General features: G+C 72.6%; 10 protein-coding genes and 1 pseudogene. 4 read left to right on the top strand and 7 right to left on the bottom strand.

Annotated features, from left to right (window positions below; all coding sequences use genetic code 11):
- Positions 1-113: 113 nt before the first annotated feature.
- From ACH4TP_RS06890 to ACH4TP_RS06880, 3 genes and pseudogenes are all read right to left on the bottom strand, one after another.
- Positions 114-758, bottom strand: a complete 645-nt coding sequence (locus ACH4TP_RS06890; RefSeq protein ID WP_398436176.1) for a GAP family protein — start codon at positions 756-758, stop codon at positions 114-116.
- Between the two features lie 1,186 nt (positions 759-1,944).
- Complete coding sequence (locus ACH4TP_RS06885; protein ID WP_398436175.1) at positions 1,945-2,391, bottom strand: hypothetical protein; 447 nt, start codon at positions 2,389-2,391, stop codon at positions 1,945-1,947.
- A 152-nt stretch (positions 2,392-2,543) separates the two neighbouring features.
- Positions 2,544-3,365, bottom strand: a pseudogene (locus ACH4TP_RS06880) (IS5 family transposase).
- Between the two features lie 255 nt (positions 3,366-3,620).
- Between ACH4TP_RS06880 and ACH4TP_RS06875 the strand changes: the two are divergent.
- Positions 3,621-4,460, top strand: a complete 840-nt coding sequence (locus ACH4TP_RS06875; protein ID WP_398436173.1) for an IS5 family transposase — start codon at positions 3,621-3,623, stop codon at positions 4,458-4,460.
- A complete protein-coding gene (locus ACH4TP_RS06870; protein ID WP_398436171.1) occupies positions 4,450-4,773 on the top strand; it encodes a hypothetical protein in 324 nt (107 codons plus the stop codon). Before ACH4TP_RS06875 ends, ACH4TP_RS06870 begins: the two co-directional genes overlap by 11 nt.
- A 172-nt stretch (positions 4,774-4,945) precedes the next feature.
- Here ACH4TP_RS06870 and adh read toward each other — a convergent pair whose 3' ends face one another.
- A complete protein-coding gene (adh, locus tag ACH4TP_RS06865) occupies positions 4,946-6,469 on the bottom strand; it encodes an aldehyde dehydrogenase (protein WP_398179765.1) in 1,524 nt (507 codons plus the stop codon).
- 44 nt (positions 6,470-6,513) lie between these two features.
- A complete protein-coding gene (locus ACH4TP_RS06860) occupies positions 6,514-7,977 on the bottom strand; it encodes a GAF domain-containing protein (RefSeq protein ID WP_398436169.1) in 1,464 nt (487 codons plus the stop codon).
- Positions 7,978-8,205: 228 nt separating this feature from the next.
- Here ACH4TP_RS06860 and ACH4TP_RS06855 point away from each other — a divergent pair, with 228 nt between their 5' ends.
- A complete protein-coding gene (locus ACH4TP_RS06855; RefSeq protein ID WP_041133111.1) occupies positions 8,206-9,060 on the top strand; it encodes a bifunctional 5,10-methylenetetrahydrofolate dehydrogenase/5,10-methenyltetrahydrofolate cyclohydrolase in 855 nt (284 codons plus the stop codon).
- Positions 9,061-9,350: 290 nt separating this feature from the next.
- Positions 9,351-10,295: a hypothetical protein gene (locus tag ACH4TP_RS06850; protein WP_398436167.1), complete on the top strand. Its 945-nt coding sequence runs from the start codon at positions 9,351-9,353 to the stop codon at positions 10,293-10,295.
- On the opposite strand, the gene ACH4TP_RS06845 is transcribed toward ACH4TP_RS06850, so the two are convergent.
- Positions 10,276-11,694: an SWF or SNF family helicase gene (locus ACH4TP_RS06845; protein WP_398436165.1), complete on the bottom strand. Its 1,419-nt coding sequence runs from the start codon at positions 11,692-11,694 to the stop codon at positions 10,276-10,278. The two genes, ACH4TP_RS06850 and ACH4TP_RS06845, sit on opposite strands and share 20 nt — an antisense overlap.
- A complete protein-coding gene (locus tag ACH4TP_RS06840; protein WP_398436163.1) occupies positions 11,691-14,681 on the bottom strand; it encodes a DEAD/DEAH box helicase in 2,991 nt (996 codons plus the stop codon). The genes ACH4TP_RS06845 and ACH4TP_RS06840 overlap by 4 nt, the downstream gene beginning before the upstream one ends.
- Positions 14,682-14,879 lie beyond the last annotated feature (198 nt).

Below are 14,879 nucleotides of genomic sequence, written 5' to 3'. Positions count from 1 at the left end.
GCCCCCGCGCACGCAGGCTGCTGCAACGTCTTCCCGCGCCCGCACTGGCTCACAGCCCGCCCTCACCGGCGACCGGCCATCCAGCCGACGCCGCGACGCACCAGCTGCCTGCGTCAGGCGACCAGCTCGTAAACACTCCGGGCCGTCAGCCACAGGCCGACCAGCAGGGAGAGCGTGACCACCAACTGTTCCTGGTGCCGCTCCAGCCAGCTCCGTAGGGCGTTCAAGCGGGCGTGCGCGGCCGCGGGCGCCCAGACCGTGTACATCTCCATGACGATGAGGCTGAGTGTGGCCAGCAGGCAGTAGCCGGTCAGTACGAGCCAGTCGGTCAAGGTGGAGAGGTCCGCGTCGATGGCGGTCGCGGCGCCGGCGCCGACCAGGCCCCAGGGCTGCAACAGCCACGCCAGACCGGCTGCCGCGACCGGGGAAGCGTTGTCGATCCGGGCGGCCCAGCGCGGCGGGCCGTGCGGGCGGGGCGGTCGGCGGTGCCGGTACGCGCCGAACACCACCAGTGCCAGGCCGATGGCGAGTTTCGCGGCGATCGCGGCGGTCGAGGGCGTGCTGTGACGGGCCGGGGGCTGACCGCCGGTCAGCAGCACGACGAGGGCGATCACCGCGACCAGGTTGGCCAGCCACGACAACAGGAACGCCAGACCCTGACGAACGCCGCGCCGCGAGGAGAGCAGCAGGATGAAGGCGCTGTTGTGCAAGGGCCCGAGGGTGATGGCCGTACCGATCACAATCAGGTCGAGGACCATCAGACCAGTCGCTCCTGGGTCTTGGCGCTGTTCGCCACGTAGGGACAGAGAGCCGCTCGGTAGGGGTGAGGCGTTGCTACGGGACCGCGTTCCGACTCTGCATGCGGCTGCCCGGCCGGTCAAGCAGGCCACGCCCGTGAAGCCTTGTCGGTCCATTCGAAGGCCCACCGCCGCTCACGTCTGTATCGGCTTCACCGAGGCGACGGCGAGGCGAATGCCCGGGTGCCGCCGGACATCTCTTCAGTCCGGCCGCGTCTGCCCGGTCTGCAGCCCGGTCAGAACCACGGTCCAGAGCAGTACACGGAGCGATCCCCGCTGCCGTCGCCGGCGCATGCAGGACCACCTCGACCACCGGATCGTCCAAGCACAGGTCGTCCAGGTGGCGCTCCGGCGGTCCACGAGGAGACTGACTCGGCTGCCGTTCCCGATCCGGCGCAGGTTGCGCGGCTCCCCGCGGCAGTTGCTCAGCAACGCGGGTGGGACCCCCTCATCTGGAGGCGTTCTTCGGCTGCATGTACTACGCGGTGACGGGGCCTGCTCAGCCGCGGTGTAACGGTCCTCGTCCCAGCCGGCCGCGTCCCGGAGCTGGCCCATCGCCTTTGCGCGGTCCATAGAGGCGTCCCCGCCGACGGCGGCCTGGACCACCGGGGCGAGAGCGGCTGGGAGGACGAACATGGTGCGCCTCATGCACCGTATCCGCGCCGGCGTCCGCTCCTCGTACAGCGCTCGTGCCAGCGCTGGGACGCCCGGGCCGGCCATGCGGGGCGGCGGACAGGAACACGGTGGCCGGGTCGGTCGCGTGCAGCCCAGTGAGGGCTGCGGCGACCTCCTCCGGAGTCAGTGCCCGGGTCGATCCCGCCCAGCAGGTGCCTGCGCCCCTGGTGGGCAGCGGGGTGGTCGGGAGGCCGAGATCACCCTTCCCGGCCGCCCTACCGGCTGTGGTCAGGAGTGGTCACCGGCCGGTTCCTGATCCTGGCGGTGGGGCTGGAGGAGCTCGTGCACGGCTTCGGAGCCGTCGCGCAAGGTCGCGGAGATGCCCCACGGCCTGGGCTCGAGCTCCTAGAGGAAGGCCACGCCCCGCACGGACAGACCGGCGAAGGCTCCGTGGCAGTCCTCGACGGTGAACGTGCAGCCTCTATGACGTCGTTTCTTGTGGCGTCTGGATTGGTGGGGTCCGTTGTTGAGGTCAGTGCGGATGCGTGGTGCCGCGCACGTACCACTGGTCGGCGTTGTGAGGGAGAAACCCCTTGGTCCCGTACTCATCAGAGATCGAGATGGAGAGGTACACACTGCACGTCTGGCCGGTGGCGACACCGGGATAGTCGAGTCTGATCCCCGGCGACTCGTCAGGGAATGTGTCGAACACCCAGTTTGCCGGACCGGTGTGAACCCTGCTGTCAGCCTCCCCGCAACCCGGCCCGGGATCTGGCACCTTCTCCAGCTCTGCAGAGCCGTCCGCCCTGGCCGTCAGCCGCCCACCGTCCGAGGCCGACCAGACCCCTTGCACGTCACTGACGGTGAGCGAAGGGTCGTCAGGAGCCTCGGTCAGGCCTATGAGAACGCTGGCCAGTGCCGCAATGACGAACGCTCCGGCGGCAACAGACAACCAGACGAATACCCCTTGGCCGATCATTCACTGAGACCCTCCCCCAGGGCAGGTGACCTGGGAATCTCCCAGTTCCCGCTTGCGCCTCAATCATGATCCCGACACGGACCAGAGGGAGCCCGGCTTGAAACCTTGGCAACTGTTGATGGGCCGCGAGGCGAGCGATCGGGCTTTCCGGCTCAGGCCTTGCCTCCGGAGGTCAGCCGACGGTAGCCGATGAGTGTCGCGGCTATGCCGACAAAGGCGAGGAAGTGCTCGGCCTTGCGTTCGTAGCGTCGGTGGAGCCGGCGGCAGCCGGCCAGCCAGGACACGGTTCTCTCGACCACCCACCGATGCCGGCCCAGCCGCTGTGAGGACTCGACGCCCCTGCGGGCGATGCGGTGGCGGATCCCGCGCTCGCGGAGCCATCGGCGCAGGTGGTCGTAGTCGTAGCCCTTGTCGGCGTGCAGTTTCGCCGGCTTCCGGCGTCGGGGTCCGCGGCGGGACCGGACGGGCGGGATGCCGCGGACGAGCGGCTCCAGACCCTGACTGTCGTGCATGTTCGCGCCGGAGATGCCCAGCGACAGCGGCAGTCCGTTCTGGTCACAGATCAGATGAATCTTCGATCCCAACTTGCCGCGGTCGGTCGGATTCGGTCCCGTCAGCGGCCCCCTTTTGCCGCCCGCAGACTGACCGAGTCGATCGCGCACCGCGACCAGTCCAACTCGCCCCGCGCTCCGAGCTCGTCGAGGACCACGCGGTAGAGCCTCGCCCAGACCCGGTCCCGGCTCCACTGAGCGAACCGACGGTAGATCGTGGGCCAGGTCGGGCCGAACACCGGCGGCAGCTGCCGCCGGTGTTCGGCCCGACGTCGCCACGAAGATGATCGCCGCCAGAGCCTCACGGTCACCGGCCCGGCGCCGGCCACCGCCCTGCGGACGTATCACCTCCGTCGGGGGCACCACCCGCCGGAACAGCACCCACAACTCGTCCGGCACCAGACGCTCAACGAGATCCGTCATGCACGGATCAACGAACGATCACGCCATAAGAAACGATGTCAAGAGGGTGTTTAGCTCATCATTGCGTTCTCTTGCACCGATATGGGCTTGTGATCGGCTGGGAGTGATGAGGTTGGTGTGGTTGATGATGCGGAAGTGGCTGTCAGGCGGGCGTCTTGGCCTGGCTGCTCCTGTTTCGTCCCAAGGCGCCGGTCTTCGCGCTGTTTGCTTCGAGCGCCGGTCCGCGCGCCGGGGCCGGCTGGGTGGTTCGGGTTCATGCCTGAACGCCGTCGATATCCCAGTGATCTGTCCGATGCCCGGTGGGAGTTGGTCGAGCCGGTCCTGACTGCCTGGCGGTCCGAGCGCCGCGGCCGCGGCCTGGACATCGGCCGACCACCGGACCACGACCTGCGGAGCCTGCTGGACGCGGTCCTCTATGTGAACCGGACGGGCATCCCATGGCGCTATCTGCCGCACGACTACCCGCACTGGAACACCGTCTACGCATACTTCGCCCGCTGGCAGGAAGAAGGCGTCTTCGACCAGCTCAACACGCTCCTCCGCCGCCAAGTCCGCAGGCAGGAAGGCCGCGAGGAGGAACCGACCGCCTGCGTCATCGACTCCCAGAGCATCAAGACCTCTGTCAACGTCCCCACCTCTGAGCAGGGCATCGACGCCGGCAAGAAGATCGTGGGCCGCAAGCGGGGCATCGTCATCGACACCGTCGGGCTCCTCCTCGGAGTCCTGGTCACCGCGGCCAGCGTGCAGGACTCGATCGCCGGTCAGACCCTCATCGAACGGGTCGCCGCCGAGCATCCGACCGTCCGCAAGACCTGGGTCGACGGCGGCTACCGCCAGCACCTCGTCGAGCATGCCGCCACCCTCGGCATCGACATGCACATCGTCCGCCGCGACCCCACGACCAGGGGATTCGCCGTCCTGCCCCGTCGATGGACCGTCGAGAGAACGCTGGGCTGGCTCATGAACCACCGCCGCCTCGCCCGCGACTACGAAGCCCACCCACACCGCTCCGAAGCCATGATCCACCTCGCGATGATCAACCTCATGACCCGCAGACTCACCGCCGAATCCACCCCGAGCTGGCGTGGCACATGAACCGCGTTCAATCCGGCAATCCGGGATGAAACAACGGGACGAAACGCCCTCCAAGAAGGTCCTGACTCCCAATGAGCAGCCGACGCTGCTCGCCAAGGGGCCCTATGACCTCCGGCACGCCGGGATCTCGTTCTGGCTGCACTCCGGCGTGGATCCTGCCGAATGCGCACGCCGGGCCGGCCAGAGCATCCAAGTGCTCTTCCAGTACTACGCCAAGTTCCTGGACGGTCTTCAGGAGCATTCCAACCGGCTCATCGAGGAGTCGATGCAGGCGTGGAGCCGGCGCAGCGAAGACAGCAGCCCCAAGGGCTGAGCCGCAATCTGGCCCGTGTATGGCCCGGAACTGCTGGTCAGGACTGGGATACCGGTGGGATGAAATGGAAGAAGGGGGGTATTTCGACACCTCCCCTATGGGAGGGGACGTGCACTCCAAGAGGGCGCCTGACCCGGAGAAAACCCCAGGTCAGGCGCCTTCTTTCGTGCCGCTAGAAGAACCCGAGCTTCTTCGGTGAGTAGCTGACCAGCAGATTCTTCGTCTGCTGGTAGTGCTCCAGCATCATCTTGTGGGTCTCGCGGCCGATGCCCGACTGCTTGTAGCCGCCGAAGGCGGCGTGGGCCGGGTAGGCGTGGTAGCAGTTCGTCCAGACGCGGCCCGCCTGGATCGCGCGGCCCGCGCGGTAGGCGGTGTTGGTGTCGCGGGTCCAGACGCCGGCGCCGAGGCCGTAGAGGGTGTCGTTGGCGGTGCGGATGGCGTCGTCGAAGTCGGTGAAGGAGGTGACGGCGACGACGGGGCCGAAGATCTCCTCCTGGAAGATGCGCATGCGGTTGTCGCCCTCGAAGATGGTGGGTTGGACGTAGTAGCCGCCTGCCAACTCGCCGCCGTGCTCGACGATCTGGCCGCCGGTGAGGATCTTGGCGCCCTCCTGCTGGCCGATCTCCAGGTAGGAGAGGATCTTGCGGAGCTGGTCGGCGGAGGCCTGGGCGCCGATCATGGTGTCGGTGTCGAGGGGGTGGCCGGGGACGATCTTCTCGGTGCGGGTGACGGCCGCTTCCAGGAACTCGGCGTAGTGGCCGCGCTGGACGAGGGCGCGTGAGGGGCAGGTGCAGACCTCGCCCTGGTTGAGGGCGAACATGGTGAAGCCTTCGAGGGCCTTGTCGCGGAAGTCGTCGTCCGCCGCCCACACGTCGTCGAAGAAGATGTTGGGGGATTTGCCGCCGAGTTCGAGGGTGACCGGCTTCAGGTTCTCGGAGGCGTATCCCATGATGAGGCGACCTGTCGTCGTCTCGCCGGTGAAGGCGATCTTCGCGACGCGCGGGCTGGACGCCAGCGGCTTGCCGGCCTCCTCGCCGAAGCCGTTGACGATGTTCAGGACGCCCGGGGGCAGGAGGTCGGCGATCAGGCTCAGCCAGAAGTGGACGGAGGCCGGGGTCTGTTCGGCCGGCTTGAGGATCACCGCGTTGCCGGCGGCCAGTGCCGGGGCCAGCTTCCAGACCGCCATGAGGATCGGGAAGTTCCACGGGATGATCTGCGCGACGACGCCCAGCGGCTCGTGGAAGTGGTACGCGACCGTGTCGTCGTCGATCTCGCTCAGCGCGCCCTCCTGGGCCCGCAGCGCTCCCGCGAAGTAGCGGAAGTGGTCGATGGCGAGCGGGATGTCCGCGGCGAGGGTCTCCCGGACCGGCTTGCCGTTGTCCCACGTTTCGGCGACCGCCAGTGCCTCGAGGCTGTTCTCCATGCGGTCCGCGATCTTCAGCAGGACGGCCGCCCGCTCCGCCGGCGCCGTCCGCCCCCACGCCGGGGCGGCCGCATGCGCCGCGTCGAGGGCGCGTTCCACGTCCTCGGCGGTGCCGCGCGCGACCTCCGTGAAGGGGCGGCCGTCGACCGGACTGGGGTTCTCGAAGTAGCGGCCGGACGCCGGGGCGACGTACTCGCCGCCGATCCAGTGGTCGTAGCGGGCCTGGTACGACATGAGCGCGCCCTCGGTACCGGGTGCGGCGTAACGGGTCATGGGCATGGCCTCCCTGGGACGCGCCGGCCGTCCCTGGCCGGCGCTCACGCCCGAGTGTGGTGCCCCGTACGTTGCAAGCCCGTTGCACCGGCGGACAGTTCCGCCTCCAGGGAGTCGAGCCTCGCCCGTACGGGAGGGAGCTGGGGCGCCGGAACCGCGGCGCACAGCGCCCGCCACACGACCACGTCGTCCTCGCCCCACGCGCTGTACGCCCAGTCCGCGAGCAGCCCCGGATCGCGCCGGTCCACCAGGGCCGCCCGCAGCCGGTCCGCGAGCCGCTCCCGCAGCCGTACGACCCCGGGCGCGGTCGACGCGGGCAGCAGCGGGCCCGCGTACTCCCCGGCCGCCGCCGCGACGGCCCCCGAGGCCAGTCGTCTGTCGACCGTCGTGAAGTCCGCGTCCACCACCCCCGCGAGCCGGTACGGCCGCGACCCCAGCACGTCGGGGCCCAGCAGCGCGCGCAGCCGGGACAGCTCCGCCCGCAGCGTCACCGGGGTGACCGACTCGTCCTCGTAGAGGAGAGTGAGGAGTTCGTCGCCGCCCACGCCGTCCGGGCGGTGCGCGAGGATCACCAGGATCTCGCTGTGGCGGCGGCTCAGCCGCAGCCGCCGCCCGCCCACCGAGAGCACCGCCTCGTCCCGGCCCAGCGCCGACAGCCGCAGCCGTCCCGGCTCCGGTGCCGGCCCGAGCAGCGCCAGCTGGGACTCGGCCGCGCGCGCCACCGCCTGCACGAAGCCGAGGCTGTGCGGGTGTGCGAGCCGTTCGCCGCCGGTGATGTCGACCGCACCGAGCACCCGGCCGCTGTGCGGGTCGTGCACGGGGGCCGCGGCGCAGGTCCACGCCCGCACCGGACGCCGGAAGTGCTCCGCGGCGACCACCTGGACGGGACGGTCGACGGCCAGGGCGGTGCCCGGCGCGTTCGTCCCCGCCGCCGCCTCCGACCAGCGGGCCCCGGCCACGAAGTTCATCGCACGGGCCTTGCGCAGGGTGCCCGGATGCCCCTCGACCCAGAGCATCCGCCCGGCGGCGTCGCAGACCGCGAGGAGATGCTCCCCGTCCGTCGCGTACGCCCCCATCAGCTCCCGGATCACCGGCATCGCCGCGGAGAGGGGATGGGCCTCCCGGTACGCGGCGAGCTCGGCCTCGTCCAGTTCCACCCGCGCCGCCCCGTCGGGGCTCACGCGCGCGCGTACCGAACGGTGCCAGGACGCGGCCACCAGCGGGCGGGCCGGTCGGGCGCGCGGGCCGCTTTCCCCGTCCAGGTCGATCTCCGTGCTGCCCGGGTCGATCTTGGTGTTCCCTGGATCCGGCTCCGTGTTCCCCGGGGCGACCCTCGCGCTCCCCGAGCCGGCCTCCGCGCCCCGGCCCGTCCCCGCCGCGTGAGGGTGGGCCTTCCCGTACGGATCGACTTTCGCCGCCGGTTCCCGTTCCCTCCGTGGCTCCCCGACCACCCACGCATTGCTCAACTCGGCCTCCTCGTCGAGGTCGTCCCGGCCCGTCGCGCTCATCGTGGTGCGCCCGGGGGCCGCCGACAAGCCACCTCGCACCCCGGCATATGCACCCTGTCCGGGACCGGCCCCCGCCCCCTCACGTAGAGTGGCCCTCGGGCCGTGACTGGCGCTTGAGGTGGATCACCACCGGGGAGCGGCCCGGCGGAGCGCGCCCCGGCGGCGCGACCGTGCCGATGCCGTGCGCCTGGGCGAGAAACCGGTCAGAGACGACGCCCAGGAGTTGCCATGTCCACCAGCACCGCCACCCTCATGGACGGTACGGCCCTCGCCCGCCGCACGGTCGAGGAGACCGCCGCCCGAGCCGCCGAGATCACCCGCCGCACCGGCGTCACCCCGTGTCTCGCGACCGTCCTGGTCGGCGCGGACCCGGCCTCCGTCACGTACGTGAAGATGAAGCAGAACCGCTGCGCGAAGGCCGGAATCCGCTCCAAGCACGTCGAGCTGCCCGCCGAGACGACGACCGAGGAGCTCGTCGCCGCCATCACCGCCCTGTCCGAGGACCCCGAGGTCCACGGCATCCTGCTCCAGCACCCGGTCGGCCCGCACATCGACGAGCGCGCCGCCTTCGAGGCCATCGCCCCCGAGAAGGACGTCGACGGCGTCACCATGGCCTCCTTCGCCGCCATGGGCTTCGGGCTGCCCGGCTTCGTCTCCTGCACGCCCGGCGGCATCATGCGTCTCCTCGACGCGTACGACGTCGAGCTCAGCGGCAAGCGCGCGGTCGTCGTCGGCCGCAGCGCCATCCTGGGCAAGCCGGCCGGCCTGCTGCTCCTCGGCCGCGACGCCACCGTCACCTACTGCCACTCCCGCACCCAGGACCTCTCCTCGGTCGTCCGCGAGGCCGACGTCCTCGTCGCCGCCGTCGGCAAGCCCAACTTCATCAAGGGCGAGGACATCAAGCCGGGCGCCGTCGTCATCGACGCCGGCTACAACCCGGGCAACATCGGCGACGTCGACTTCGCGTCGGCCGCCGAGCGCGCCTCCCTCATCACCCCCGTCCCCGGCGGTGTCGGCCCCATGACCATCGCCGTGCTCCTCGCCCAGACGGTCGAGGGCGCGGAGCGTCAGCTCGGCCTGTAGGCAGCTGTGGCGGGGCGGTGGTGGTGACGGGGCGGGGGCCGTGGCGGGGGAGTAGGCGGTCGACGATCGTCACGATTCTGTACAGGTCGCGTCCGGTGGCCGGTAATCGCTGGCAGCGCCGCCGCCGAGCGGTGAACCTGGTCCCTGTGCCCCACCCGTCGACCGTCACTCCTCCGCCCGACCCGGACCGCCCGGGCGCGTCCGACAAGCCCGACACGCCCGGAGAGCCGGGAGCGTCCGGCCCCACCGGCGCGGACTCCTCGCCGAGCCCGACAGCACCTGGTGCGACCGTGCCCAGGAGGTCAACGCTCAGCACGTCAGCGCCCGATGCGGCCGCGCCCGGCCCGGGCGCGGCCGGCGCGATCCGGTCCCGTCCGGTTGAACCCCTCGCGGTCGAGCCCGACGCGCCCGACGCCGAGTCCGGCTGGTCGGCCCGCTTCGTGCGTCTCGGCGCGCCCCGGCCCGGACCGGAGGCGCGCCGCGCCCGCTGGTTCGGCGTGCCGCTCGTGCCGCTACTGACGGCCGCCCTGGTGGCCGGCGCCTTCCTGGGCGCCCAAGGCGGCGCGGAGGGCGGCGGACTGGCCGACGGGCGGCCGGGCGGGGACCCGGTCGGCGTACCGTCCCCCGTCGTCACCAGCGGTACGGGACCGGCCGCCCCCGCTCCGACGGCCGGAGTCGGGACGGCCGACACGCCGAGCGCGGGAACACCGACGGGCACCACGACCACGGGCACCACGACCACGGGCACCACGGCCACGGGCGGCACGCCGACGCGCGCCGTGCCCGAGGACCGTGCGGGGCAGCCCCGGGAGAGCACTTCTCCCGTCCCGTCCCGGTCTGGGAGCACCGCCCCCGCGCACACCGGCCCCTCGACCGGCGCCACCCCCTCCGGGCGGCACGTCCCCTTCGACGCGCTGCGCGTCGGCGACTGCTTCGACATCGACCGCGACGCGCCGGGCACCGCCCTCCGACGCGACTGCGACACGCCGCACCGCGCCGAACTCGTCGCCCGGCCCCGCCTGGTCGGCACCTTCGCCACCGATGAGGCGGTACGCGAGGCGGCCACCCTGCTCTGCCGCGAACCGCTCCGCCGCAAGGCCGCCCGGCAGCCGCTCGGCACGCGCTGGACGACCTTCGTCCAGTACCCGTACCGGACGAGTCAGCTCCTCGGCGCGGACACCGCCGCCTGCAGCCTGGCCACCACCAGCGGCACGCTCAACCACCGGCTCCTGTAGCACCGGCTCCTGTAGTGCCGACGGCGAACGCCGTCGTCAGGGCCGCCGCCGGGTCGTTGTCCGGCGGGCCGGCCGGGGCCCAGCGGGCCCCGGCCTTCAGATACGGCCACCAACGCCCGTCCTCGCCGAGCCGCAGTTGCGCCTCCGCGCCCACGACCGTCCACCGCGCGCCGCCCGTACGCCGCAGCGCCGGCCGCTCGTCGTCGGCCCAGGCCCCGGCGAGCCGGACCCCGGCCCGCTCCAGCGCCTCGGCGTCCGGCGTCCACTCCTCGTCCAGTACGGAGAGGGCGGCGGCGCCCCCGAACCGCCACGCGCGCGTGGCCAGGTCCAGCTCCGCCCGGGACCGGCCCGAACCGGAGGCGAGCCGCGCCGCGATCCAGGGAACGGGATCGCCCATCGCGAGCCGGACCGCGTCCTGAGCGACCGTCAGACGTGGAGGGTGAGGAAGGCATGCCTCGGCCGGAACCGTCGCGCCGCCATGCGTGCCGCCTTCTCCGCCCGGCAGAGCGCCGCCCTCCCCGCCCGACAGCTCGCCGAGCAGCCGGTACGCGCGCGTGGCGGCGTCCGCCGCCAGGAACTCCAGCGCGGCGGGGTCGACCCCCGGCTCCGGCGGGGTGTCCGTGTCCAGGGAGGGCGACCGGCCCGGCGCGGACGGGGCGACCGGTGGGGCGGGCAGCGGCGGCACGAGGAAGGCCGCCGCGAACGCCTCCTCGGCCGACACGCCGGGCATCCCGCCGGCCCCCTCGGGCCCGTCACCCGCCGCCTCCCCGCCCCGCGCGGACGGCGCGGCGGCCCGGGAGGCACTGCGCGCCTGCAGCTGGTCCAGGAGGGTGCGCTCGCCGCGCCCCCGCATCAGGAGCAGGACGAAGGGGTCCTCGTCGAGGAGCCGGGCGACCTGGTAGCAGAGCGCCGCCGTGTGCGGACAGTGGTCCCAGGCCTCGCAGCCGCACTCCGCCTCCAGATCCCCGATGCCCGGCAGCAGGTCGAGCCCCGCCGCCGAGGCGTCCTCCACCAGGTGCGGCGGCATCTCGCGGTCGAGGAGCGCCGCGATGTGGCCCGCGCTGTCCACGGCGAGGTCGAGGAGCCGCTCCCACTGCTCCTCGGAGAACTCCCGCACCAGCACGTCGCTCCGGTACGCCGTTCCGTCGCGGTCCTTGACCATCGCCGTGATCCGGCCGGGCCGCACCGAGACGGCGCCCACGGCTCCCGCGCGCGCGTGGCGCCGTCCCGCCTTGAGCTGCTGCCCGTCGAGCGCGGAGTCCTCCAGGGCCTTCAGCCACGCCCGTCCCCACCAGGTGCGGGTGAACGCACCGCCCTGTGCCGGCGGCAGCGCCTCGAACGTCCGCTCCTCGTCCCCGTACCCGTATCCCGGCCCGAGCCCCTGTCCGTACCCGCTCATCGTCCGTCCCCTCGCAGTCGCACCAGCTCCGCCAGTTCGGCATCGGTCAGTTCGGTCAGCTCCGGCGGCGCGTCCCCGCCGGTCCCGAGGACGGTGTCCGCCAGCTCGCGCTTGCGGTCGAGCATCGCGGCGATCCGGTCCTCGATCGTGCCCTCGGCGATCAGGCGGTGGACCTGCACCGGCCGGTCCTGCCCGATCCGGTACGCGCGGTCGGTGGCCTGTGCCTCCACGGCCGGGTTCCACCAGCGGTCGTAGTGCACGACGTGTTCGGCGCGGGTCAGGTTGAGCCCCGTCCCGGCGGCCTTCAGGGAGAGCAGGAAGACCGGGACGTCCCCGCTCTGGAAGCGGGCGACCATCGCCTCGCGCTCGGCGACCGGCGTGCCGCCGTGCAGGAACTGCGTCCGCACGCCCCGCGCCGCGAGATGCGCCTCCAGGAGCCGGGCCATCCCCACGTACTGGGTGAAGACCAGGGTGCACGCGCCCTCGGCGAGGATCGTGTCGAGGAGCTCGTCGAGCAGCTCCAGCTTGCCCGAGCGGCCCTCGATCCTCGGCCGCTCCTCCTTGAGGTACTGGGCGGGGTGGTTGCAGATCTGCTTGAGGCCCGTCAGGAGCTTCACGACGAGGCCCCGGCGCTCCATGCCGTCGGCCTCGGAGATCGCCGCGAGCGTCTCCCGTACCACCGCCTCGTACAGGCCGGTCTGCTCGGGCGTCAGGGAGACGGTCCGGTCGGTCTCGGTCTTCGGCGGCAGCTCGGGGGCGATGCCGGGATCGGACTTGCGCCGCCGCAGCAGGAAGGGGCGCACGAGCGCGGCGAGCCGCTCGGCGGCGGCCGGGTCCCTCCCTCCCTCGACGGCCGCGGCGAAGCGGGTCCGGAAGGCGCCCAGGCTGCCGAGGAGCCCCGGCGTGGTCCAGTCGAGGATCGCCCACAGCTCGGAGAGGTTGTTCTCCACCGGCGTGCCGGACAGCGCCACGCGCGCGCGTGCCCCGATGGTCCGCAGTTGACGCGCCGTCGCCGAGTACGGGTTCTTGACGTGCTGGGCCTCGTCCGCGACGACGAGCCCCCAGTTCCGGGCGGCGAGCCGCTCGGCGTCGAGTCGCATGGTGCCGTACGTGGTGAGCACGAAGCCGCCGTCGGCGAGCTCCTCCAGGTCACGGTCCGCGCCGTGGAAGCGGTGCACCGGGGTGCCGGGCGCGAACTTCTCGATCTCCCGCTGCCAGTTGCCCATGAGCGAGGTCGGGCAGACGACGAGGGTCGGTCCGGCGGAGGCGGGGTCGTCCTGCCGGTGCAGATGCAGGGCGATGACCGTGATCGTCTTGCCGAGGCCCATGTCGTCGGCGAGGCAGCCGCCGAGGCCGAGCGAGGTCATCCGGTGGAGCCAGTCCAGTCCGCGCAGCTGGTAGTCGCGCAGGGTCGCGGCGAGCGCCGGCGGCTGTTCGATCTCCGGCCGGTCGCCCTCGGGTGCCGCGAGCCGCTCCCGCAGCCGCTCCAGCCAGCCCGTCGCCGCCACCTCGACGGGGCGGCCGTCGACCTCGGTCGTGCCGGTGAGCACCGCCGAGAGGGCGTCCACCGGCGTGACCTTGCGGTCCTGTTGGGTGCGGGCCCGGCGCACCTCGGCCGGATCGACGAGGACCCAGTGGTCGCGCAGCCGTACGAGCGGTCGTCCGGCCTCGGCGAGCCGGTCCAGCTCGGCGCGGGTGAGCTCGTGGTCGCCGACGGCGAAGCGCCAGTTGAAGGCGAGCAGGGAGTCCGCGGCGAGGAAGGAGGGCAGCGCGGAGGCGCGGGCGGCATCGCTGGAGTCCGTCGCGTCCGCGACATCGCCGGCGGGTCCGAGGGCCCTGGCGGGTCCGAAGCCTCCGGCAGGTCCGAAGCCCCCGGTGGGTCCGAAGTCCCCGGCAGGGCCTCCGGCTTCCTGCGGGCCGATGACCGCGCGGGCGGTCAGTCGGTCGGCGAGCTCGCGCGGCCAGTGGACCTGGACGCCCGACGCCGCGAGGGCCTCGGCCGCGGGGCCCAGGAGCTCCGTGACCTCCTCGTCGGCGAGTTCGACGGTGTCGGGTACGGCCGCCGACAGGAGCGGGGACAGCGGGGGCCAGGCACGTGCGGCGCGCCGGAGGGCGAGGAGGGTGTCCATCCGGGCCCGGGGGCCGAAGGCGGTCCCGGCCCGGCCGGAGCCCGCCCACACCTCCGCCGCGTCCGCGACCAGGGTCGGGTCGGCCACCCCGTGCAGTTGGAGCACCGCCCGGAAGCCGGGCGCCTCCCGCGCCTCCGCGGTGAAGCCGGGCAGTTCGAGCCGGAGCGAGAGCCGCACGCCCGCGTCGTGGACCGCCGCCACGTCGGCGGCCCACGCCCGCTGTTCGGGGACGGTCTGCGGCGCGTCGGCCGCGAAGGCGGACCCGCCGGCCGCGAGCGGCGCCGCCGGGGTACGGGGCAGGGTGTCGGCCACCGCGTCGGCGAAGGCGCGGAGCAGCGCCTCGGGCTCGGGCAGCAGCAACGGCCCGTCGCCGGAACCGGGCAGCGGGACGGCGTGCGCGGCGGGCGGCATCGACGCGGCGAGCGTGCGGAGTTCGGCCAGCTCCCCGGGGCCGAGGGGCCCGACGCGCCACGCGTCGTGGTCGCCGGGCGTGACGCCGGGGAGCAGCAGGCCGCGCGCGACCAGGTCGAGGGCGAGGAGGGCGGCGGCACCCCAGAAGGCGGTCGAGGCGGGGGCGGCGTCCGAGAACCGGCCACGGGCGAGCAACGGCAGGGCGTCCCGTACGGACAGGCTCCGGGCGGGGACGGCCACGGTCCGGAGGCCGTCGTCCTCGACGACGGTGATCGTCGTGTCGCCCGGCAGCGGCTCGCCGTCCGGTGACCAGAAGGCGATCCGGCCGGCGCGCGGCGGGTCGGCGGGCAGGAAGACGGCGGAGTGACGGAGGAGTTCGAGCGAGGGGGAGGGGTCCTGGGGGGCGGGTTCGCGGGCCGAATCATCGAGTCCGTGCGAGAGCGACAACGCATTCCTCAAATTTGACTACCTGGAGACCGAGTCGCCGAGGATACCCCACGCATCCGCCGGAAGCGCTCCCGCTCGATGTGATCCACGTCATGCCCGCCGAGGGGTGGGGCTCGCCCCACCCCCGCCCCCCGGTGCGCCCCCGGCGGTGGACGGGTGGTGACGCCATGGCCCGGGACGATCACCGATCCGTACGTT

Source organism: Streptomyces sp. NPDC021012 (assembly GCF_044333355.1).
Classification (GTDB): Bacteria; Actinomycetota; Actinomycetes; order Streptomycetales; family Streptomycetaceae; genus Streptomyces.
The sequence above is the reverse complement of the archived record's forward strand: the minus strand, read 5'-3'. Positions and strand labels throughout refer to the sequence as shown.

Bases quoted from the DNA above. Each gene is read 5' to 3' on its own strand.
- ACH4TP_RS06890 (WP_398436176.1), bottom strand. From the start codon at position 758: ATGGTCCTCGACCTGATTGTGATCGGTACGGCCATCACCCTCGGGCCC.
- ACH4TP_RS06855 (WP_041133111.1), top strand. From the start codon at position 8,206: ATGTCCACCAGCACCGCCACCCTCATGGACGGTACGGCCCTCGCCCGC.
- ACH4TP_RS06885 (WP_398436175.1), bottom strand. From the start codon at position 2,391: ATGATCGGCCAAGGGGTATTCGTCTGGTTGTCTGTTGCCGCCGGAGCG.
- ACH4TP_RS06875 (WP_398436173.1), top strand. From the start codon at position 3,621: ATGCCTGAACGCCGTCGATATCCCAGTGATCTGTCCGATGCCCGGTGG.
- ACH4TP_RS06845 (WP_398436165.1), bottom strand. From the start codon at position 11,694: ATGAGCGGGTACGGACAGGGGCTCGGGCCGGGATACGGGTACGGGGAC.
- adh (WP_398179765.1), bottom strand. From the start codon at position 6,469: ATGACCCGTTACGCCGCACCCGGTACCGAGGGCGCGCTCATGTCGTAC.
- ACH4TP_RS06860 (WP_398436169.1), bottom strand. From the start codon at position 7,977: ATGAGCGCGACGGGCCGGGACGACCTCGACGAGGAGGCCGAGTTGAGC.